This window comes from Burkholderia territorii, from assembly GCF_902833055.1.
Taxonomy (GTDB): domain Bacteria; phylum Pseudomonadota; class Gammaproteobacteria; order Burkholderiales; family Burkholderiaceae; genus Burkholderia; species Burkholderia territorii.
In genome coordinates this window covers 1-20,365 of sequence record NZ_CADFEJ010000002.1, presented here as the reverse complement: position 1 = coordinate 20,365, position 20,365 = coordinate 1, and the positions used below count along the sequence as shown (strand labels likewise).

The 20,365-nt window shown below is 66.6% G+C and carries 18 protein-coding genes and 1 rRNA gene; 14 read left to right on the top strand and 5 right to left on the bottom strand.

Features of this window, described 5'->3' with window-relative positions; translation table 11 throughout:
• Positions 1-24: 24 nt before the first annotated feature.
• Together HW466_RS04685 and HW466_RS04680 are read left to right on the top strand one after the other, a co-directional pair.
• Positions 25-480 (top strand): RbsD/FucU family protein, encoded by a 456-nt coding sequence (locus HW466_RS04685; protein WP_059449066.1) that lies wholly within the window; start codon positions 25-27, stop codon positions 478-480.
• 228 nt (positions 481-708) lie between these two features.
• Positions 709-1,146 (top strand): DoxX family protein, encoded by a 438-nt coding sequence (locus tag HW466_RS04680; protein ID WP_151004821.1) that lies wholly within the window; start codon positions 709-711, stop codon positions 1,144-1,146.
• Between the two features lie 140 nt (positions 1,147-1,286).
• Here the strand turns inward: HW466_RS04680 and HW466_RS04675 are convergent, their stop codons facing one another.
• Both HW466_RS04675 and HW466_RS04670 read right to left on the bottom strand, forming a co-directional pair.
• The gene (locus tag HW466_RS04675; RefSeq protein WP_151004823.1) at positions 1,287-2,597 is read right to left on the bottom strand and encodes an MFS transporter; all 1,311 of its coding nucleotides are present in this window, start codon (positions 2,595-2,597) and stop codon (positions 1,287-1,289) included.
• A gap of 318 nt (positions 2,598-2,915) precedes the next feature.
• Positions 2,916-4,052: a branched-chain amino acid ABC transporter substrate-binding protein gene (locus HW466_RS04670; protein WP_059449070.1), complete on the bottom strand. Its 1,137-nt coding sequence runs from the start codon at positions 4,050-4,052 to the stop codon at positions 2,916-2,918.
• 636 nt (positions 4,053-4,688) lie between these two features.
• Here HW466_RS04670 and HW466_RS04665 point away from each other — a divergent pair.
• The gene (locus tag HW466_RS04665; protein ID WP_059449071.1) at positions 4,689-5,483 is read left to right on the top strand and encodes an AraC family transcriptional regulator; all 795 of its coding nucleotides are present in this window, start codon (positions 4,689-4,691) and stop codon (positions 5,481-5,483) included.
• Between the two features lie 95 nt (positions 5,484-5,578).
• Here the strand turns inward: HW466_RS04665 and HW466_RS04660 are convergent, their stop codons facing one another.
• Both HW466_RS04660 and HW466_RS04655 read right to left on the bottom strand, forming a co-directional pair.
• Positions 5,579-5,842: a hypothetical protein gene (locus tag HW466_RS04660; protein WP_059501655.1), complete on the bottom strand. Its 264-nt coding sequence runs from the start codon at positions 5,840-5,842 to the stop codon at positions 5,579-5,581.
• Between the two features lie 286 nt (positions 5,843-6,128).
• Entirely contained in the window at positions 6,129-8,021 is a 1,893-nt protein-coding gene (locus HW466_RS04655) for a bifunctional sugar phosphate isomerase/epimerase/4-hydroxyphenylpyruvate dioxygenase family protein (RefSeq protein ID WP_174905693.1), read from the bottom strand.
• Positions 8,022-8,277: 256 nt separating this feature from the next.
• On the opposite strand from HW466_RS04655, the gene aroQ reads away from it, so the two are divergent.
• The 3 genes from aroQ to HW466_RS04640 are packed head-to-tail and all read left to right on the top strand — an operon-like array spanning position 8,278 to position 10,966.
• Positions 8,278-8,733 carry a type II 3-dehydroquinate dehydratase gene (gene aroQ / locus HW466_RS04650; protein WP_059449074.1) on the top strand — a complete coding sequence of 152 codons (456 nt, stop codon included), beginning with the start codon at positions 8,278-8,280 and terminating at the stop codon, positions 8,731-8,733.
• Complete coding sequence (locus tag HW466_RS04645; RefSeq protein ID WP_059501659.1) at positions 8,730-9,584, top strand: shikimate dehydrogenase; 855 nt, start codon at positions 8,730-8,732, stop codon at positions 9,582-9,584. The genes aroQ and HW466_RS04645 overlap by 4 nt, the downstream gene beginning before the upstream one ends.
• Positions 9,585-9,625: 41 nt before the next feature.
• On the top strand, positions 9,626-10,966 hold the full coding sequence (locus tag HW466_RS04640) for an MFS transporter (RefSeq protein WP_059449076.1): 1,341 nt from the start codon (positions 9,626-9,628) through the stop codon (positions 10,964-10,966).
• A 104-nt stretch (positions 10,967-11,070) separates the two neighbouring features.
• Here the strand turns inward: HW466_RS04640 and HW466_RS04635 are convergent, their stop codons facing one another.
• Positions 11,071-12,180, bottom strand: coding sequence for a 2-aminoethylphosphonate--pyruvate transaminase (locus tag HW466_RS04635; protein ID WP_151005716.1), 1,110 nt, complete (start codon positions 12,178-12,180; stop codon positions 11,071-11,073).
• A gap of 254 nt (positions 12,181-12,434) precedes the next feature.
• On the opposite strand from HW466_RS04635, the gene phnS reads away from it, so the two are divergent.
• The 8 genes from phnS to HW466_RS04595 all read left to right on the top strand — a co-directional run.
• Positions 12,435-13,526: a 2-aminoethylphosphonate ABC transporter substrate-binding protein gene (gene phnS / locus HW466_RS04630; RefSeq protein WP_059449078.1), complete on the top strand. Its 1,092-nt coding sequence runs from the start codon at positions 12,435-12,437 to the stop codon at positions 13,524-13,526.
• 34 nt (positions 13,527-13,560) lie between these two features.
• Positions 13,561-14,664 carry a 2-aminoethylphosphonate ABC transport system ATP-binding subunit PhnT gene (gene phnT, locus HW466_RS04625; protein ID WP_060346173.1) on the top strand — a complete coding sequence of 368 codons (1,104 nt, stop codon included), beginning with the start codon at positions 13,561-13,563 and terminating at the stop codon, positions 14,662-14,664.
• A complete protein-coding gene (gene phnU / locus HW466_RS04620) occupies positions 14,642-15,562 on the top strand; it encodes a 2-aminoethylphosphonate ABC transporter permease subunit (protein WP_059501670.1) in 921 nt (306 codons plus the stop codon). The genes phnT and phnU overlap by 23 nt, the downstream gene beginning before the upstream one ends.
• Complete coding sequence (gene phnV, locus HW466_RS04615) at positions 15,552-16,412, top strand: 2-aminoethylphosphonate ABC transport system, membrane component PhnV (RefSeq protein ID WP_059501672.1); 861 nt, start codon at positions 15,552-15,554, stop codon at positions 16,410-16,412. Before phnU ends, phnV begins: the two co-directional genes overlap by 11 nt.
• Positions 16,409-17,719, top strand: coding sequence for a phosphonoacetate hydrolase (gene phnA / locus HW466_RS04610; protein ID WP_151006404.1), 1,311 nt, complete (start codon positions 16,409-16,411; stop codon positions 17,717-17,719). Before phnV ends, phnA begins: the two co-directional genes overlap by 4 nt.
• Positions 17,716-19,170, top strand: coding sequence for a phosphonoacetaldehyde dehydrogenase (gene phnY, locus HW466_RS04605; protein ID WP_151006405.1), 1,455 nt, complete (start codon positions 17,716-17,718; stop codon positions 19,168-19,170). Before phnA ends, phnY begins: the two co-directional genes overlap by 4 nt.
• Positions 19,171-19,174: 4 nt before the next feature.
• On the top strand, positions 19,175-19,726 hold the full coding sequence (locus HW466_RS04600; RefSeq protein ID WP_059449084.1) for a phosphonate degradation HD-domain oxygenase: 552 nt from the start codon (positions 19,175-19,177) through the stop codon (positions 19,724-19,726).
• 513 nt (positions 19,727-20,239) lie between these two features.
• Positions 20,240-20,365 (top strand): 16S ribosomal RNA (locus tag HW466_RS04595); the annotation flags it as partial.

The window sequence follows — 20,365 nt, the reverse complement described above, 5'->3', positions numbered from 1 at the left end:
TCCCCGTCCCGGAGGTTTGCCCACATGCTGAAGAATATCGATCCCCTGCTGCACGCCGACGTCCTGCACACGCTGCGCGCGATGGGCCACGGCGATGAAGTGGTGATTTGCGATGCGAATTTTCCGGCGGAATCCGTCGCCGAGCATACGGTGGTCGGCCGCGCGCTGCGCATCGATGGCGCGGATTCGGCGCGCGTCGCGCGCGCGGTGCTGTCGGTGCTGCCGCTCGACACGTTCGTCGACACGCCCGCGTGGCGGATGGAGGTGGTCGGCGACCCGGCCGCGGTGCCGCCCGTGCAGCGCGAAGTGCAGGCTGAAATCGATCGCGCGGAAGGGCGCGCCGTGCCGCTCGCGGGCATCGAGCGATTCGCGTTCTACGAGCGCGCGCAGCAGGCGTATGCGGTGATCGTCACCGGCGAGCAGCGCGGCTACGGCTGCTTCGTGTTCAAGAAAGGCGTGCTGTTGAGCGACGCCGGTTAGGGCCTGTTCCTTTTATTCGCGGCGGCGGGCTGCGGCGTCGTTCATCGTGGTGGCGCCGCGTCGGTGCCGGCCGCCGCAGTGTAAAGATTTGCTACAACCTTTTTCTTGGACACCGCGAAAAGACCCTCTATGCTGGCCCATTTGCCGCGGGCCCGGCCGGGCCGCGCGGCTGCGAACCGCCCGGGCACGCCTCGAGCGGACGGCCGAATTGCATACGAGGAGAGAGGCATGACGCGTTCCGTCGATTCCGGCGTCATTTTTTTCGCGCGCCTGGCGCTGGCGGCGTTGTTCTTGTGGGGCGGCGTGATGAAGCTGCTCGGCTACGGCGATTTCATCGGCTATCTGCATCGGATGAACGTCCCGTATCCGCAGGTGACGGGCCCGCTCGTCGTTGCAATCGAAGCATTCGGCGGCCTGCTGCTGATCGTCGGCTACAAGGTCAAGCCGCTCGCGTTGCTGATGGCGTTCTACACGATCGCGACCGCGATGGTCGGCCACAATTTCTGGGACGCGACGGACGCCGCCGTCCAGCACGACATGGTCATCCACTTCTGGAAGAACGTCGCGATCGCCGGCGGTTTCCTGCTGCTGTTCGTGACCGGTGCGGGCGGCGCGAGCATCGACGCGCTGCGCCGGCCAAGTTCGTCGTACGGCGCGCTGCGCTGAGCCGGAGTTGAGTCGAGTCGCGCTGAACGGCGCGACGTACGGACGTCGCGCGCCGCGCGGAACCAAAACGAAAGGGCCGAATCCCGCACGCCGCGGGATTCGGCCCTTTGTTCATCCTGCGCGCGGATGCGCGCCGGCGTTCAGCGTGCGTCCTTCAGCTCCTTCGCATCCTTCGCGAACTGCACGGCGATCGCGCCGAGTACGCAGATCGCCGCGACGTACACGACCGGCGCGAGCGGGTTCGACTTCATCATCAGCGACACGATCACCGGCGTGAGGCCGCCGAAGATCGCATACGCGACGTTGTACGAGAACGAGATGCCCGAGAAGCGCACGACGGCCGGGAAGCTCTTGACCATCACGAACGGCACCGCGCCGATCGTGCCGACCATGAAGCCGGCGATCCCGTAGTACAGCGGCAACGTCGACGCGTCGGCGGCGACCTGCGCGAACAGCAGGTAGTAGCACACGGCCAGCACGAGGCCGCCGATGCCGAGCACGCGCTTCGCGCCGATCCAGCCCGCGAGCGAGCCGGCGGTGATGCAGCCGGCCGTCAGGCACAGCGTCGCGATGCTGTTCGCGAACAGCGTGGTGGCGGGCGTCAGGTGATATTGCTTCTGCAGCAGCGCGGGCGTCATCAGGATCACGACGACGATCGCCGCCGACAGCATCCACGTGAGCAGCATCGACACGATCACCGCACGGCCGTGATCGCGCAGCACGGCCTTCAGCGGAATCTCGGCCGCGAGCGCCTTCTTCGCCTTCATTTCGGCGAACACCGGCGTCTCGTGCAGCCAGCGGCGCAGGTACACCGAGAACAGGCCGAACACGCCGCCGAGCAGGAACGGGATGCGCCACGCGAATGCGGTGACTTCGGCGCCCGAGTAGCGGCTGTTGATACCGGCAGCGACGAGCGAGCCGAGCAGGATGCCGGCCGTGAGGCCCGCGGTCAGCGTCCCGCATGCATAGCCGATGTGGCGCGACGGCACGTGCTCCGACACGAACACCCATGCGCCCGGCACTTCGCCGCCGACCGCCGCGCCCTGCAACACGCGGAACAGCAGCAGCAACACCGGCGCGAGGATGCCGATCGAGTCGTAGGTCGGCAGCAGGCCCATCAGCAGCGTCGGCACCGACATCATCAGCACGCTCAGCGTGAACATCCGCTTGCGGCCGAACAGGTCGCCGAAGTGCGCCATGATCACGCCGCCGAGCGGGCGCGCGAGATAGCCGGCCGCGAAGATGCCGAACGTCTGCAACTGGCGCAGCCAGTCGGGAATGTCGTGCGGGAAGAACAGCTGTCCGATCGCGGGTGCGAAGAACACGAAGATGATGAAGTCGTAGAACTCGAGGGCGCCGCCGAGTGCGGCAAGGCCAAGGGTCTTGTAGTCGCTGCGCGTGAGCGCGCGTTCGGCGGCACGGGGCACGCCGCTCAATTCGGAAGCTTGCATGGTCAGGACGATCGGTTTTGAATGTTGTTGTCGGTGCTGCGTCTCCAGAACCCGCTATCGGCATGGACTGGCAAGGCGCGGCCTGCATCGTCGAGCGTGCGCCGAGCGCCGGATAGGGCACGCGACACGCACCGTCGCACCGGGATGGGGCACGACGCAGACGAAGCGTCAAAGCGGGTGGGGGGATTCTACAGGAGCGCGAAATGCGCGCGCGCGGGCCGCGCCGAGGAGCGCTTCGGACTTCACGCGGAAGAAACGCGCGCGGCGCGGCAAGCGGTCGATCCGCGTGCCGCGCCGCGCAATGCAACGAGCGTGCGATCAGTTGCCGGCGATCGTGTCGACCGGCTTGAACGCGCCGCGCTCGACCTTGTAGATCGTCACCGGCGCATCCTTCAGGTCGCCCTTCGCGTCGTATGCGATGCTCGGCGCCGACACGCCCTTGATCGATACCTTGCCGAGATACGGCGTATAGACCTTCGGGTCGGTCGAGTTCGCTTCCTTCATCGCGGTGAGCAGCGCGATCGTGCCGTCGTACGAGTACGGCGAATAGGTGATCACGTCTTCATTGAAGCGTGCCTTGTAGCGCGATGCATAGCCGGCGAAGCCCGGCATCTTTTCCTTCGGCAGCCCGCCCATGTAGACGATCGCGCCTTCGGCCGCGTCGCCGCCGACCTTCAGGAACGTCGGCGAACGCGACATTTCGCCGGTCACGAATGCCGACTTCATCCCGAGCTGGCGCATCTTGCGGATCATCGGCGAAGACTGCGCGTCGCCGCCGCCGTAGAAGATCGCATCCGGGTTGATGCCCTTCAGGTTGGTCAGGATCGCGGAGAAGTCGAGCGCCTTGTCGTTCGTGAAATCGCGCTTGACGATCGTGCCGCCCGCGGCTTGCACGGCCTTCGCGAATTCGTCGGCGATGCCCTGGCCGTAGGCCGTGCGGTCGTCGATGATCGCGATGCGCTTGAAGCGCAGCGTCTTCACCGCGTACGTGCCGACGATGCGGCCTGCTTGCGCATCGCTCGTCAGCAGCCGGTACGTCGTCTTGTAGCCGCGCGCCGTGTATTGCGGCGACGTCGCCATCGAGATCTGCGGCAGCCCGGCGCGATCGTACAGGTCGGACGCCGGAATGCTCGTGCCCGAGTTGAAGTGACCGATGATGCCGCGCACGTTGTCGTCGATCAGCCGCTGTGCGACCGTCGTGCCGGTGCGCGGGTCGGCCTGGTCGTCCTGCGAGTCGAGCTGGAACGTGACCGGCTTGCCGCCGATCGTCGGATGCGTCGCGTTGAAATCGGCGATCGCGAGCTGCACGCCCTTCTGCATGTCCGTGCCGTAGTTCGATTGCGGCCCCGTCAGCGGCGCGGCGAAACCGATCTTGACGACGTCGGCGGCGATGGCGTGTGCGCCCGACAGTGCGCAGGCAGCGGCCAGCGCGACGTGCGATACCTTCAGCTTCACTTTCACTTCCCCTTGATGGCGTGGTTGGGCCGACGCCGGCCGACGGGCCGGTGCGGTAAACCGGGCGAGACGTATCGATCGGCAGGCCTTCGCGACGGCCGCGCGGATTGTGCCGGAATCGGCGTGCGCGGCGGCGGCGGGATGTCGTCTCGTAACCGTTGATCGAAGTCTAGGTAGCGAAAATGCGCGCGTCTTGCGCGTTCGATGCGTGACCGGCGACGATTTCGGCATATCGTAGATAACCCTGATATGTGCTGAAATCGTCATGTGAAATGCGCAATCGGGCCAAGACGCGGCACGCCGGCATCTCCAGGATGGCAGCTTCGCGAGCGTTGTTGCGATACCGCGTGCGGCAGGTCGATATCACCGAAGTTGCCGATCGATGCCGGGCACCCCGCAGCGGATCGATGCGCAATCCTCGGCGTCCGGCAAGCGCGGCGCGGTGGTTGCGCGCACAACGGCACGGCGCGTTGCGCGCGGAGCCATGCTGCTGCCCGATCGTTGCCGACCGGCGTCGCGTTGCGCGGCCGCCGTTCGCCGAGTCGCTCTATCGCGCTTGTACGAGCTCGTCGCGACGTGTTCTCGACCGCGCTTCTATAATCGACGCCATCAGCCACTCCCTTCGCAGATGCCGGGATGACGACCTTCCTTGCCGCACCGCCCATGAGCCTCGCCGACACATTGCGCTACCAGCCCGACAATGCCGATCTCGGCGCGATGCTCGCGCACTTCCGCCTGCTCGAGCCGGTGTTCGACGCGCTGCCCGACGTCGCATTCTTCGTGAAGGACGCGAACGGCCGCTACGCGCTCGTCAACCGCACGCTCGCGCTGCGTTGCGGCTACAAGGACAAGCGCGACCTGCTCGGCAAGACGACCGACGAAGTGTTTCCGCGCCGCTTCGGCCGAACGTATTTCGAGCAGGACATGGCAACGATCACAGCGGGCCAACAGCTGATGGACCAGCTCGAGCTGCATCTGTATCCGGGCCGCCAGCCGGGCTGGTGCCTGACCTGCAAGGAGCCGCTGCGCGACGCGGCGGGCAAGGTGGTCGGTCTTGCGGGCATCTCGCGCGACCTGAAGGCGCACGAAGGTTCGCACCCGGCCTACAGCAAGCTCGCAGACGTGGTGCAGCACATCCAGGATCACTACGTGCAGCCGCTGAACCTGAAGCAGCTTGCGCAGATGGCCGGGATGTCGGTCGCGCAGCTCGAACGCTACTTCCACAAGGTGTTTCACCTGACGCCGCGCCAGGTGCTGCTGAAAACGCGGCTCGACGCGGCCACGGCGCTGCTCGTCACGCACGACAAGGTGACCGACGTCGCGGCGCTATGCGGTTATACGGATCACAGCGCGTTCACGCGCCAGTTCAAGGCAACGGTCGGCATGACGCCGACGGAATACCGGCTGATGCTGCAGGACAGGGCAGGGTGAAGTGACGCGCCGGAAGGGGCGGCGCGTCGGAAGGATCGGGGCGGTACGAAGGATTGAAGCGGGAAAGCGGCGACTTGGCGGCGACTCGGCGGCGCTCAGCGGTAGCCGAGGCCTTTCAGGACGGCCGTGCCGTCTTCGGTCAGCCGGAAGCTCGGTGCCGTGTCGGCGTCGAGCTTGACCATCTCGACGAGGCCGGCTTCCTGCAGCGCGGGCAATTCGGCTTTGGCATTCGCGCCGATCGGTGCGTGCAGCAGCACGAGCAGCGTTGCGATTTCATGATGGCTGAGCAATCGGCGCAGCATCGTCTTTTTTACAGGGGGGGCGGCCGGGCGGCCCGCGGGTGCTTCTACGGCGCTCATCGCTGTCCTCCTTTTCGAGATATCTATCGGGTACTGGAAGCGGATGGTGCCGTCGAAGACTTAAGCGATTCTTAAAAGCGCGGTGGCCGCGCGCATGTTGGAGCGTGGTGCGCGTTACCGGATGTAACCCCGGCAGGTTGGCCATGTCCCGCTCGCGGTGGTCGGCCTTGCCCGGCAAGGCGCTGCCGCAGCGCTCACCACGATGGCGCTTCCGCGTGGCGCGCGTCCCTGCGGCGGCGTGATTTTCCCGTTCGAATCGCTCCCAGCGCGGAATTCGCTTGCGCCCTTATTTTCTTCGCTGGGCCTGCGCGGCGAGCCGCACGGCCGCGTTGGCGGCGCCGTAGCCGTCGTAGCCGCCGCGCCGCTCGACGATTTCGAGCGAGAAGCGGTTGTCGACCAGTTCCGTATACGCATGCAGGAATTCGCCGCCGTTTTCGTCGCGGTCGTACAGCAGATGATGGGCGCTCAGCGTGTCGATCAACTCGTCCGACAGCGCGTAGCGTGCGGCGAGATCGTCGTAATAATTCGGCGGAATGCGCAGGAACGGCACGCCGTCGGCGGCGAACGCGGCGACCGTCTTCACGATGTCGTCGGTCCGGAACGCGACGTGGTTCAGCCCGGTGCCGTGATAACGGTCGAGCGATTCGGCGACGGCCGTATGGCGATCGACCGACGCATTCAGCGCGATCCGCACCGAGCCGTCGGCGCTGCGCACCGCGCGGCTGCGCATCAGGCCGTACGGATCGGGTACGAGCCAGCTGCGCTCTGCCTCGAAGCCGAAGGCGGTCTTGAAGAACAGGATCCACGTGTCGAGCGCGTCTGCCGGCAGCGCGAGGCACACGTGATCGATGCCGGTCAGCGGGCCGACCTCGGTCGGGCCGTCGATGTCGGTCAGCACGAAATCCGATTCGTACAGCGTTGGAGCGTTCGGCGTCTCGTCGACGAAGTATTCGAGGCTGCCGTCCGGCGCCTGCACGCTCGGCAGCACGCGCTCGTTCGGGCCGACGCGCCCGGAAAACGGCGTGTAGCCGAAGCCGGCCGCGCGTTCGAATGCCACTTTCGCATCGTCGACGCGGAACGCCGACGCGCACAGCGACAACCCGTGCTGCTGGAAGAACGCGTCGGCGAACGAGTCGCGCTCGGCGTTCAGCACGATCGACGCGGCGCCGTGCTGGAACAGCGTCACGTCCTTCGATCGATGGCGGCCCGCGAGCCGGAAGCGCATCCGGCCGAGCCATTCGCCGACGGTGGCTGCCGCCTGCGCGTCGACCGCGAATTCAATGAACTGGAACCCGACGTGCGCGGGCGGCGCAGGCGGCGCGAATAGCGGCTGGCCGGCGGCCGGCGCGCGGCCGTCCTGCGCGAGTCGCGCGCGCGACAGTTCTTCCAGATAAAGCAGCGACCGGTGGCCGTCGGCGGCCGTGATCGCGGTCGGCGCGGCGCGGAAGCCGTCGTTGAAGATCTCGAGCGACAGCGGCCCCGTATAACCGGACTCGATCACGCGGGCAGTGAAGCGCGCGAGATCGAAATCGCCCTGGCCGGGGAACGAGCGGTAGTGGCGGCTCCATTCGAGCACGTCCATCGCGAGTTTCGGCGCATCGGCGATCTGCACGAACGCGATCCGGTCGCCCGGGATATCGGCGATCGCGTCCGGCGAATCGTCGAGCGACAGCGTATGGAAACTGTCGAGCGCGAGGCCGAGATGCGGGCTGTTCACCGCGTTCACGAGCTGCCACGCGTGCCCGTACCGCTTTACGACGCTGCCCCACGCGAGCGCCTCGTACGCGGCCACCACGCCGGCCTGCCGCGCGGCTTCGGCAAGCGCGCCGAGCTGGTCGATCAGCAGCGCGTCGTCCGCGATCGTGTCGGGCGACACGTTGCTGCATACCAGGATGCGGTCGGTGCCGAGCGCATGCATCACGTCGAACTTGCGGCGGATGCGGTCGAGATTGCGCGCAAGCTGGGCCGGGCTCACGCCCTCGAAGTCGCGAAACGGCTGGAACAACACGATGTCGAGGCCGAGATCGGCAGCCATGCGGCGCACGTCGGCGGGCGATCCGTCGAAGTAGACGAGGTCGTTCTCGAAGATTTCGACACCGTCGAAGCCGGCGGCCTGGATGGCGGCGAGCTTCTCGGCGAGCGTGCCGGACAGTGACACGGTGGCGATCGAGCGCTGCATGGGCGAATCCTGCGGTGAGCGGGGCATGGCGTCGGCTGGATCGGGCCGGAATGAACCAGTCATTGAATTGTTTGCGGGCGCCACATCCCGAATTTACTAGGGGAGTATGGCGAATTATACAAACTAACTAGATGGTACAAATAAGCGAAAACCCGAAAAGACATTGCGCTTGCGCAAGCGCACACTAGCGCCGAATCTTGACGTCAAGGGGCGAAGTCGACTAGCGATTCGCCCCCGTTTTTGGAGCAGAAACACCATGAGCAAGCACAAGGTGCTGGTGCTGAACGGCCCGAACCTGAATCTGCTGGGCACCCGCCAGCCTCACATCTACGGCGCGGAAACCCTTGCCGACGTCGAGCAGCGTTGCCGCACGGCAGCCGAGGCGCTCGGGCTGGAGATCGATTTTCGCCAGTCGAACGCCGAGCACCAGCTGATCGACTGGCTGCATGCCGCGCGCCACGATACGCACGGCATCGTGATCAACCCGGCCGGCTATACGCACACGTCGGTCGCGCTGGCCGACGCGCTGTCCGCGATCGCGAAGCCCGTGATCGAGGTGCATATCTCGAACGTGCATCGCCGCGAGGCATTCCGTCATCACTCGTATGTGTCGGCGGTGGCCGAAGCCGTGATCTGCGGCTGCGGCACCGAAGGTTACGTATTTGCGCTGCAGCGCCTGTCGACCCTTTTCGCGCAAGGAGCCGCACGATGAGCCGCCCGTCGTTTCTGATCGGCCTGATCGGCCAGGGTATCGGCGGTTCGCTGTCGCCCGCGATGCACGAGGAAGAAGGTTTCCGCCAGGGATTCGGCTACGTGTACCGGCGCATCGATCTCGACGTGCTCGGCGTGACCGTCGACGCGCTGCCGGAACTGCTCGATGCCGCGCAGCGGATGGGCTACAACGGGCTCAACATCACGCATCCGTGCAAGCAGCGCGTGATCGAGCACCTCGACGCACTGTCGGACGATGCGCGCGCGCTCGGCGCGGTGAACACCGTGCTGTTCAAGGACGGCAAGCGGATCGGCCACAACACCGACTGGTCGGGTTTCGCGAAGTCGTTCCGTCGCGGGTTGCCCGGCGCGTCGCTCGAGCGTGTCGTGCAGCTGGGCGCGGGCGGCGCGGGTGCGGCCGTCGCGCATGCGGCGCTGCAGATGGGTGCCGCCGAACTGACGATCTTCGACGTCGACGGCACGCGTGCCGCCGCGCTCGCGGGCGAACTGCAGCAGCGCTTCCCGGCCGCCCGGGTCGCATCGGGCAACGATCTCGCGGCCGCGATGCGGGCGGCGACCGGCCTGATCCATGCGACGCCGACCGGCATGGTCAAGCATCCGGGCCTGCCGCTGCCGGCGGAGCTGCTCCACGCGGGAATGTGGGTCGCCGACATCGTGTATTTCCCGCTCGAAACCGAACTGATCCGCGCCGCGCGCGCAGCCGGCTGCGCGACGCTGCCGGGCGGCGGGATGGCCGTGTACCAGGCGGTCGATGCGTTCGAGATCTTCACCGGACGCACGCCGGACGACGAGCGGATGTTCGAGCATTTTCAGTCGCTCGTCGCGCGCTGACCTTTCTACAGACTAGCTGAAAAAGAGACCAGGAGACGACCATGCAGCACACCACCCACACGAACGCCGCGCCCGCGGCGGCCGCCACGGTCCGGCGGACCTCTGCGCGCTACAAGATCCTCGCGCTGCTCGCGATCGGCACGATGATCAACTATCTTGACCGTACCGTGCTGGGGGTGGCTGCGCCGCAGCTCACCAAGGAGCTCGGCATCAACGCGGCGGTGATGGGCATCATGTTCTCCGCGTTCTCCTGGACGTACGTCGCGATGCAGGTGCCCGGCGGCTTGTTCCTCGACCGTTTCGGCAGCAAGATCACCTATTACTGGTCCATGACGCTGTGGTCGCTGTGCACGCTCCTGCAGGGCTTCGTGCCCGGCGTCGGGACGCTGCTCGCATGCCGGCTCGGCCTCGGCGTGACCGAAGCGCCGTGTTTCCCGACCAACAGCCGCGTCGTCGCGACGTGGTTCCCGCAAAACGAGCGCGCGATGGCGACCGGCACGTACACCGTCGGCGAGTACATCGGTCTCGCGTTCTTCAGCCCGGTGCTGTTCGCGCTGATGGGTGCGTTCGGCTGGCGCTCGCTGTTCTGGGTCGTCGGCGCGGTTGGCATCGTGTTCGGTCTCGTCTGGTGGAAGTTCTATCACGAGCCGCGCAACCATCCGGGCGCGAACTCGGAAGAGCTTGCATACATCGAAGCGGGCGGCGGCCTCGTGCACCGCGCGCGCAAGGACGGCGACACGAGCGGCAAGTCCGCGCAGGCCAAGTTCAGCTGGGCGATGGCCGGCCGGCTGGTGAAGAAGCGTCAGCTCGCGGGTATCTGCCTCGGCCAGTTCGCCGGCAACTCGACGCTCGTGTTCTTCCTCACCTGGTTCCCGACCTATCTCGCGACGGAACGCCATATGGGCTGGCTGAAGATCGGCTTCTTCGCGGTGATGCCGTTCATCGCCGCATCGGTGGGCGTGATGTTCGGCGGGATCTTCTCCGACTGGCTGCTGCGCCGCGGCAAGTCCGCGAACCTCGCGCGCAAGCTGCCGATCATCGCGGGCCTGCTGCTTGCATCGACGATCATTCTCGCGAACTACGTGAAGAGCAACGAAGCCGTGATCGCGATCATGTCGGTCGCATTCTTCGCGCAAGGCATGGCCGCGCTCGGCTGGACGCTCGTGTCCGACATCGCGCCGGACGGCCTGCTCGGCGTGACGGGCGGCATCTTCAACTTCGCGGCGAACCTCGCGGGCATCGTCACGCCGCTCGTCGTCGGCTTCATCGTCGCATCGACCGGATCGTTCGTCGGCGCGCTCGTGTTCATCGGCGTGATCGCGCTGATCGGTGCGCTGTCGTACATCTTCGTCGTCGGCGACATCAAGCGGATCGAACTTTAAGTACCGGCTCCACGCACCCTCGGTGCGTTCGCCCGGCGACCTGCGGGTCGCCGGGCTTTTTTGTGTCTGCGTTCCACGCTTGCCGGGCGTTGCTGACGCGGCGCTCACGCGTGCTGCACGACGATTCCGAGCGAGTCGACCGCCTGCGCGATCGCCGCGACCGCGCGCCGGATATCGCCGGCATCGATCGCGCCGATGCAGCCGACGCGGAACGTCTCGCGTTGCGTCAGCTTGCCCGGATACAGGATGAAGCCCGCGTCGCGCACCGCATCGTAGAAGCGGCGGAAATCGTACGCCGGGTGGTCGGGCGCGTGGAACGTGACGATCACCGGTGCCTGCACGCTCGCATCGAGGAACGGCGTGAAGCCGAGCGCGCGCATCGATTCGATCAAGGTCCGACAATTCTCCGCATAGCGCGCGCCGCGGGCGGGCTGGCCGCCTTCGGCCAGGTACTGGTCGAGCGCGGCGCGCAGCGCGGCGATCACGTGGGTCGGCGGCGTGAAGCGCCACTGGCCCGTCTTGCGCAGGTACGCGTACTGATCGTGAAGGTCGAGTGCGAGCGACGGCGAGTTGCTTTCGCACGCGTCGAGTGCGTCGCGCCGCACGATCGCGAATCCCATCCCCGGCACGCCTTCCAGGCATTTGCCGCTCGCCGAGACCAGCGCGTCGATCCCGCTGTCCGCCAGCGCGATCGGCAACGCGCCGAACGAACTCATCGCGTCCACGATCAGCCGCTTGCCGTGCCGCCGGCACACGGCCGCGATCGCGTCGAGCGGATTGAGGATGCCTGCGCTCGTTTCCAGGTGCACCAGCGCGACGTGCGTGATGCGCGGCTCGCACGCGAACGCGGCTTCGATCGCCGCCGGGTCGACCGCGGCGTCCTCGCCGAACGGCAGCGCGATCGCGTCGATGCCGAGCCGGCCGAGGATCTTCAGGATGCGCGCGCAATACGCGCCGTTGTCCGGCACCAGCACGACGCCGTCGCGCGGCACCAGCGTACCGAGAGCAGCCTCGACCGAGAACGTGCCGCTGCCTTGCATCGGCACGCACACGTATTCGTCGCCGCCGCGCGCGATTGCGACGAGATCCGCGCAGACGCTCGCAGTCAATTGATTGAAGGCGGCGTCCCACGAGCCCCAGTCGTGTTGCATCGCGTGGCGTGTTGTGGCGGACGTGGTGAGCGGGCCGGGCGTGAGCAGAATCGGGTCGGGCATGGTTTTTCTCCTGCAAAGATCGGACGAAACGCCGGGCGGCATTTCTGAACGACTTGCATGATATTGGCAAAATGTGTCATTTTTTGGAAATTGTGGCACTCGTCACGGCGTTGTCATCGAACGCTGTGATCCTTCGGTTGCCGCGCGAGACCACCTGCAGCGCGGCAGCGAGACAGGCCGGTCGTCGGTCTGTCCGACTGAAAGGAGCCGGATCGTGCCCCGGCCGTTTGGTGTTCCGCCTACGGAGAAGTGAGATGACACTGCAGAATTCCTCGCGCGCCGCTGCCGGCGCGTTCCGCAAGCTCGCGCTGGCCGCCTGCGCCGCCGGTCTGCTGCAAGGCGCGGCGATGCCCGCGCATGCGGCGAACGCGGTCGTGCTGTACACGGCGGACGGTCTCGAGAATCTCTATCGCGACGTGCTGCCCGCGTTCGAGAAGAAGGAAGGCGTCAAGGTCAACATCGTGACGGCGGGCAGCGGCGAGGTCGTCAACCGCGCGAACATCGAAAAGAACTCGCCGAAGGCGGACGTGATCGTCACGCTGCCGCCGTTCATCCAGCAAGCTGGCCAGATGGGCCTGCTGCAGCCGTACCAGAGCGTCAACTACAAGAACGTGCCGGCGATCGCGAAGGCAGAAGACGGCACGTGGGCGACGTTCGTGAACAACTACTTCTCGTTCGCGATCAACCCGGATGTCGTGAAGAACCAGCCGAAGACGTTCGCCGACCTGCTGTCGCCGGCCTACGCGGGCAAGGTTGCCTACTCGAACCCGGCCACGGCCGGCGACGGGATGGCCGTGCTGATCCTGACGACGTCGCTGATGGGCGAGGACAAGGCGTTCGACTACCTCGCGAAGCTGTCGCAGAGCGTGAAGTTCCACACGAAGGGCACGGGCTATCTGAACGTGCTGCTGTCGCGTAACGAGATCAGCGTCGCGAACGGCGACCTGCAGATGGATCTCGACGACGCCGAGCACGGCGCGCTGGCCGTCAAGCCGATCTTCCTGGCCGCGAAGGACGGCGACCAGCCGACCACGTTCCAGCTGCCGTACGGCATCGGCCTGATCAAGAGCGGCCCGAACCAGGACGCCGGCAAGAAGCTGATCGACTACCTGATGTCGACGGAAGTGCAGTCGAAGGTGCCGGACATGTATGGCATCCCGGGCCGCACGGACGTGCCGCTGGCCGGCAAGAACGGCGAAGCGGTCAAGAAGGCGATCGCGGGCGTGAAACTGATCCCGGTCGACTGGACGCAGGTGATGGCGAAGAAACCGGTGTGGATCGAGCGCTGGAAAAAGGACGTGATCGGCAGCTCGGGCAAGCAGCTCGACGTCGTCAAGCCGAAGTGATCGCGACACGTCGCCTGTATCAGTGAGCAAGAGGATGAACCCGGTGGACACCACCCTGACCCATCCCGGCGCATTCGGCGCCGCCGAACCGCGCGCCACGCTGCGGTCCGGCGCGCCAGGCGGCGTGCAGATCGAACACCTGAGCGTGCGCTACGGCGCACGCACTGTGCTGGAAGATCTGTCGCTGTCGATTGGCGCCGGTGAATTTCTGACCGTGCTCGGCAAGAGCGGCTGCGGCAAGACCACGCTGCTGCGCTTCATCGCCGGGTTCGTGAAGGCCGACGGCCTGACCGGCACGCTGACCGTGGCCGGACGCGACCTGACCCATGCGCCGCCGCACAAGCGCAATCTCGGTCTGTTGTTCCAGAATTACGCGCTGTTCCCGCACCTGTCGGTGTTCGAGAACGTCGCATTCGGGCTGCGTGCCCGCGGGATGGCCACGTCGGAGGTGACGCGTCGCGTTGCCGATGCGCTGAAGCTCGTGCAGCTCGGCGAAGCCGGCCACCACCTGCCGGCGCAGCTGTCGGGCGGGATGCAGCAGCGCGTTGCGCTGGCCCGCGCGCTCGTGATCGAGCCCGACGTGCTGTTGCTCGACGAGCCGTTGTCGGCGCTCGACGCGAACCTGCGCGCGTCGGTGCGCAGCGAGCTGAAGGCGCTGCACGAGCGCCTGCCGAACCTGACCGTCGTCTGCGTGACGCACGACCGCGACGACGCGCTCGTGCTGTCCGACCGCGCGCTGCTGATGCGCGACGGCCGCATCGCGCAGCTCGGCACGCCGCAGCAACTGTACGATGCGCCGCGGGACGGCTACGTCGCGCGCTACCTCGGCCCGGCCAACCTGCTGCCGCCGCACGTGATTTTCCCGCTCGGCGACCCGCGTCACGGCATGCGCGGCAAGGTCGCGTGCGTGCGCCCCGAGCGCCTGACCGTGATGCCGCTCGCGGCGGGCGGCCTGCACGGCACGGTGTCGTCGGTCGAATGGCAGGGCGCCGATCTGTCGATCGCGGTGGTGATCGACGCGGCGCCCGACGAACCCGTGCGCGTCACGATGCAACGCGGCCGCGGCGCGGCTCCCGAGCGCGGCGCGCGCGTTTCCCTGCATTGCGAGGCAGACGATGTCGTCCTTATCGAGCCCTGAAGCCGGCCTGCCGCCGCACGTGCTGGCGTCGGCCGCCGCGCATGCCGCCGCCGCGCGGCGCCGCAAGCGCATGGGCGACCTGCATCTCGCCGCGCTCGCGATCGTCGTGCTCGGCCCGCTCGTCGTCTATCCGCTGGTGCGGCTCGTGCTGCTGAGCGTGTCCGGCGATCACGGGCTGAGCTTTGCCGCGTACCGGACGTTCTTCGGCAACCCCGAGACGCGCAACGTGCTGCTGACGACCGTCGGCGTGCTGTTCGCGAGCGCCGGCACGGCGTCGGTGCTCGGCGTGCTGCTGGCCGCGCTGCTGTTCTTCAAGCCGTTTCCGGGCGCGTCGCTCGTCACGCGCTTCCTGGAACTGTACGTCGCGTTCCCGTCGTTCCTCGTCGCGTTCACGCTGATCTTCCTGTACGGCTCGCAAGGCTCGATCAGTATCGCGCTGCAGCAGCTGTTCCATCTCGAGGCTCCGCCGCTCGATTTCCTGTTCGGCATCGGCGGCGTGATCCTCGCTCAAACCGTGTTCTATACGCCGTTCGTCGTGCGGCCGACGCTCGCGTCGTTCGCGACGCTCGACCTGCGCCTGATCGAGGCGGCGCGCAGCCTCGGCGCGTCCGGATGGATGCTCGCGCGTCGCGTCGTGCTGCCGATCGCGTGGCCGGGCATCGCTGCCGGCACCGTGCTGTGCTTCCTGCTGACGCTAAACGAGTTCGGCATCCTGCTCGTGCTCGGCAGCGCGCGGCTCGTGACGCTGCCGGTCGCGATCTACAGCAGCGCGACCGTCGACCTCGACCTGCCGACCGCGTCGGCCGGCGCGGTCGTGATGCTCGCGCTGTCGCTGGCGCTCTATGCGGTTTATCGCCGGGTGAACCGGCGTGCGACGGGAGGGAACGATGTCCGCTGAATTCCGTATCGGGCAAGCCGTGCCGCGCCACCAGGTCGGCTGGGGCGACACGGTCCTCAAGCATGCGTCGCGCGCGGCGCTCGCGCTGGCCGCGTTCGCGTGCTTCTGGCTGTTCGTGCTGCCGGTCATCGTCGTCGCGCTGTCGAGCGTGTCGACGCAGTGGTCGGGCACGATCCTGCCGGCCGGCTACAGCCTGCGCTGGTTCGAGCGGCTCGGTTCGCCGGAATACGACGCGCTGCTGACGAGCCTCGAGATCGGCTTCGGCGTGTCGGCAATCGGCACGATCCTCGGGCTGTGGCTCGCGCTCGCACTCGAAGGGCGCGACCGCCGCGGCCTCGGCGCGGTGGTCGATGCGCTCGTGATGGTGCCGAACGGCGTGCCGAGTGTCGTGCTCGGGCTCGCGGTGCTGATCGCGTATCACCAGAAGCCGCTCGACCTGTCGAGTTCCGCCGCGATCGTCGTGCTCGTGCAACTCGCGCTGATTCTGCCGTTCTGCTATCGCTGCGCGGCTGCCGCGCTGCGCCCGGAGCTCACCGTGCTGCGCGAAGCCGCGGCGAGCCTCGGGGCGCCGCCCGCGATGGTGCTGCGCCGCGTGCTGCTCCCGCAACTCGTGCCGGCGCTGCGCGCGAGCCTCGCGCTCGGCTTCGCGCTGTCGCTCGGCGAACTCGGCGCGACGCTGACCGTCTACCCGCCGGGTTTCGCGACCGTGCCGATCGTCGTGATCGGTCAGGTCGAGCGCGGCTACTACCTTCCGGCATCCGCGCTGTCGTTGTTGATGCTCGGCGCGTCGCTCGCGGCGCTGCTGCTGATCGCCGCGCGGGTGCCGCGCGGCAAGCGGGCGGCATCGTGAACGCCGCGTTCGCACTGCGGCAGTTCGGCGAGCAACCGGCCGCCGGCAACGTGTCGACGAATCTCGCGGGACGATCGATCGACGTCAACGGCCGACGCTACCGGCTGCCGGTCGAACCGACCGTCGTTATCTGCGTCGACGGCTGCGAGTACGACTATCTCGAACGCGCGGTGGAGGCGGGCGTCGCGCCGTTCATCGCCCGGATGATCGCGGAAGGCACGGCCTGGCGTGCCGACTGTGTCGTGCCGACCTTCACCAACCCGAACAACCTGTCGATCGTCTGCGGCGTGCCGCCGGCGGTCCACGGGATTTGCGGCAACTACTTCTGGGATCCGGCTGCCGACGGCGGTCGCGGTGCCGAAGTGATGATGAACGACCCGGCGTACCTGCGTGCCGGCACGCTGCTTGCAGCGGCGTCCGACGCCGGCGCGCGGGTGGCCGTCGTCACGGCGAAGGACAAGCTGCGCCGGCTGCTCGGCTGGCGGATGAACGGCATCTGCTTCTCCGCCGAGAAGGCCGCGCAGGCGAATCTCGCGGAAAACGGGATCGTCGACGTGCTCGACTGGGTCGGCCTGCCGTCGCCCGACGTGTACAGCGCGGCGCTTTCCGAGTTCGTGTTCGCGGCCGGCGTGCGGCTCGCGCAGACGCGCCAGGTCGATCTCATGTACTTGTCGACCACCGACTACGTGCAGCACAAGTGCGAGCCAGGCAGTGCCGGCGCGAACGCGTTCTACGCGATGATGGACGGCTATCTCGCCCAGCTCGACGCCCTCGGCTGGGCAATCGGGCTCACGGCCGATCACGGGATGAACGCGAAGCACGATCCGGTTACGGGCCGCCCCAACGTGATCTATCTGCAGGACGCGTTCGACGAGTGGTTCGGTGCACGGGCTGCGCGCGTGATCCTGCCGATCACCGATCCGTATGTCGTGCACCACGGCGCGCTTGGCTCGTTCGCGACCGTCTACCTGGCACCCGGCGTCGACCGGACCGACGCGATGTGGCGCGTAGGCGCGATCGACGGCGTCGAGCTCGTCCTCGACAACGCGGAAGCCGCCGCGCGCTTCGAGCTGCCGGCCGACCGGATCGGCGACCTTGTCGTGATCGCGCGGCGCGACATGACGCTCGGCACGCGAGAGCGCGAACACGACCTGTCGGGCCTGACCGTGCCGCTGCGGTCGCACGGCGGCGTGTCCGAGCAGGAGGTGCCGTTGTTGTTCAACCGTCGGATCGAGCGGGACGATCCTGCACGTCGTCCGCGCAACTTCGACGTTTTCGATTTCGTGCTGAACCGGATCGCGTCATGATGGCTCATCCCCGACAGGATCACCCGGCGTTTCGCGCAGAGGCACTGCGCTGGCGCGGCACGCGTGCGACGCGCGACCGCGTTCTCGACGTCACCGATCCATACACCGGCACGCGTGTCGGCACGGCGCCGCTGGCGAGCGTCGACGACGTGCGCGCCGCGTTCGACTACGCGATGGCGTACCGGCCCGCGCTCACGCGTTACGAGCGTTCGCAGATCCTCGAGCGTGCGGCGGCGCTGCTGCGCGAGCGTACCGAGGAAGCCTCCGACCTGATCACACTCGAATCGGGATTGTCGAAGCGGGATTCGCGCTACGAGATCGGCCGCGTCGCCGACGTGCTGAAGTTCGCGTCGGTCGAAGCGCTGCGCGACGACGCGCAGAGCTTCTCGTGCGACCTGACGCCCCATGGCAAGGCGCGCCGCGTGTTTTCGCAGCGCCAGCCGCTCGACGGGGTGATCGTCGCGATCACGCCGTTCAACCATCCGATGAACCAGGTCGCGCACAAGATCGCGCCGGCGATTGCGACCAACAACCGCGTGATCGTGAAGCCGTCGGAGAAGGTGCCGTTGTCGGCGTTCTATCTGGCTGACCTGCTCTACGAGGCCGGCCTGCCCGAGCCGATGCTGCAGGTGCTGACCGGCGACCCGCGCGAAATCGCGGACGAATTCGTCACGCACCCGCACGCATCGCTGATCACTTTTACGGGCGGCGTGTCGATCGGCAAGGCGATCGCCGCGCGGGCCGGCTACCGGCGCATCGTGCTGGAGCTGGGCGGCAACGATCCGCTGATCGTGCTCGACGACGCCGATCTGGAACGTGCGGCCACGCTGGCCGTGCTCGGCTCGTACCGGAATTCGGGGCAGCGTTGCACGGCCGTCAAGCGGATCCTGGTACAGCGCACGATCGCGCCGGCGTTCACCGAGTTGCTCGTCGAGAAGACGCGCGCATGGAAATATGGCGATCCGTTCGATCCCGCGAATGAAATGGGCACGGTGATCGACGACGCGGCGGCGCGACTGTTCGAGGCGCGGGTCGGCGAGGCGGTCTCGCAGGGCGCGCGCCTGCTGACCGGCAACGTGCGTCGCGGTGCGCTCTATTCGCCGACCGTGCTCGACAACGTCGATCCGTCGATGACGATCGTGCGCGAGGAGACGTTCGGCCCCGTTTCGCCCGTCATCGCGTTCGACACGATCGACGACGCGATCCGGATCAGCAACGGCACGGCATTCGGACTGTCGTCGGGTATCTGTACGGACAGTACGGCGGCGGTCGTGCGGTTCGTGAACGAACTGAACGTCGGGACGGTGAACGTCTGGGAAGTGCCCGGATATAGGATCGAACTGTCGCCGTTCGGCGGAATCAAGGATTCGGGGCTTGGCTATAAGGAAGGTGTTCAGGAAGCGATGAAGAGCTTCACGAACGTGAAGACGTTTTCGCTGCCTTGGGAGTGAGCGGATGGCATTGACGGTGGAAGAGATTCACGGGCTGTATCGCGAACACGGCCACGTCGCGTATAGCGGCGAACCGGTTACGCAACTGGAGCATGCGTTGCAGAGCGGGTTGCTGGCGGAGGAGGCGGGCGCCGACGAAGCATTGGTTGCGGCCGCGTTCCTGCACGATCTTGGCCATCTGCTGAATCGGCAGGGCGAGACGCCGAGCGCGCGGGGCATCGACGACCTGCATCAGTATTACGTGCTGCCGTTTCTGCGGCCGCTGTTTTCGGACGCAGTGCTGGAGCCGATCCGGCTGCACGTCGACGCCAAGCGTTGCCTGTGCCGCACGGACGCCGGCTACTTCGAGAGCCTGTCGCCGGATTCGGTGCGCAGCCTCGCGCTGCAGGGCGGCATCTTCAGTGAAGCGGAAACGGCCGCGTTCCTGCAGCGCCCGTTCGCGGAAGATGCGCTCCGCCTGCGCCGCTGGGACGATACCGCGAAGGAAGAGGGCAAGGTGACGCCTGGTCTCGATCACTATATGGAGATCGTGGCGCGTCAGGCGCGTATGGCCTGACGGCTGGGCTGCCTCTATCTCTATATAAGGCCTCGCATGCGGGCAGCATGCGAGGCCTTATATTTTTTACGAAACCCCTTGCGCGATTGCCGTGAGGTGCATAGAATCACGCCTCTTTCGCGCTAACGGCAACGCGGCGCGGAGGAAAGAAGGGAAGCGGTGCGGTTGGGCTGGCTGTAGAGCCGCCGGCGCACACGAAGTTGAACCCCGGTCGTCGCAACGAAGCAGTTCAAAAAGTTGTTGACGAACCGAGAAACGCGGTTCATAATCTCGCTTCTCTGCTGCTGAAAACGCAGCGCTGCTGAGAAACTTCAGGTTGCTCGCAGAAATGCTCTTTAAAAATTAACAGCCGATAAGTGTGGGCGCTTGATGGCAGCGAGCTGATCTTCGGATCAGATAGCAAAAGTATCAAGAGTCTCACACTAAAGTAAGTCAGGTTTATGAAGTGATTCATATTCCTGTCAGCTTTGAGTGAGCGACCGGTTCGAAAGAACCGAAAACAGTAACAGGTTTAAACTGAAGAGTTTGATCCTGGCTCAGATTGAACGCTGGCGGCATGCCTTACACATGCAAGTCGAACGGCAGCACGGGTGCTTGCACCTGGTGGCGAGTGGCGAACGGGTGAGTAATACATCGGAA

Excerpts from the sequence above, each read along its gene's own strand:
- HW466_RS04680 (WP_151004821.1), top strand. The coding sequence starts at position 709 with ATGACGCGTTCCGTCGATTCCGGCGTCATTTTTTTCGCGCGCCTGGCG.
- HW466_RS04660 (WP_059501655.1), bottom strand. The coding sequence starts at position 5,842 with ATGAGCGCCGTAGAAGCACCCGCGGGCCGCCCGGCCGCCCCCCCTGTA.
- phnT (WP_060346173.1), top strand. The coding sequence starts at position 13,561 with ATGAACCCGGTGGACACCACCCTGACCCATCCCGGCGCATTCGGCGCC.
- phnV (WP_059501672.1), top strand. The coding sequence starts at position 15,552 with ATGTCCGCTGAATTCCGTATCGGGCAAGCCGTGCCGCGCCACCAGGTC.
- HW466_RS04675 (WP_151004823.1), bottom strand. The coding sequence starts at position 2,597 with ATGCAAGCTTCCGAATTGAGCGGCGTGCCCCGTGCCGCCGAACGCGCG.
- HW466_RS04655 (WP_174905693.1), bottom strand. The coding sequence starts at position 8,021 with ATGCAGCGCTCGATCGCCACCGTGTCACTGTCCGGCACGCTCGCCGAG.
- HW466_RS04685 (WP_059449066.1), top strand. The coding sequence starts at position 25 with ATGCTGAAGAATATCGATCCCCTGCTGCACGCCGACGTCCTGCACACG.
- HW466_RS04640 (WP_059449076.1), top strand. The coding sequence starts at position 9,626 with ATGCAGCACACCACCCACACGAACGCCGCGCCCGCGGCGGCCGCCACG.
- phnU (WP_059501670.1), top strand. The coding sequence starts at position 14,642 with ATGTCGTCCTTATCGAGCCCTGAAGCCGGCCTGCCGCCGCACGTGCTG.
- HW466_RS04665 (WP_059449071.1), top strand. The coding sequence starts at position 4,689 with ATGACGACCTTCCTTGCCGCACCGCCCATGAGCCTCGCCGACACATTG.
- HW466_RS04600 (WP_059449084.1), top strand. The coding sequence starts at position 19,175 with ATGGCATTGACGGTGGAAGAGATTCACGGGCTGTATCGCGAACACGGC.
- phnY (WP_151006405.1), top strand. The coding sequence starts at position 17,716 with ATGATGGCTCATCCCCGACAGGATCACCCGGCGTTTCGCGCAGAGGCA.
- HW466_RS04635 (WP_151005716.1), bottom strand. The coding sequence starts at position 12,180 with ATGCCCGACCCGATTCTGCTCACGCCCGGCCCGCTCACCACGTCCGCC.
- aroQ (WP_059449074.1), top strand. The coding sequence starts at position 8,278 with ATGAGCAAGCACAAGGTGCTGGTGCTGAACGGCCCGAACCTGAATCTG.
- phnS (WP_059449078.1), top strand. The coding sequence starts at position 12,435 with ATGACACTGCAGAATTCCTCGCGCGCCGCTGCCGGCGCGTTCCGCAAG.
- HW466_RS04645 (WP_059501659.1), top strand. The coding sequence starts at position 8,730 with ATGAGCCGCCCGTCGTTTCTGATCGGCCTGATCGGCCAGGGTATCGGC.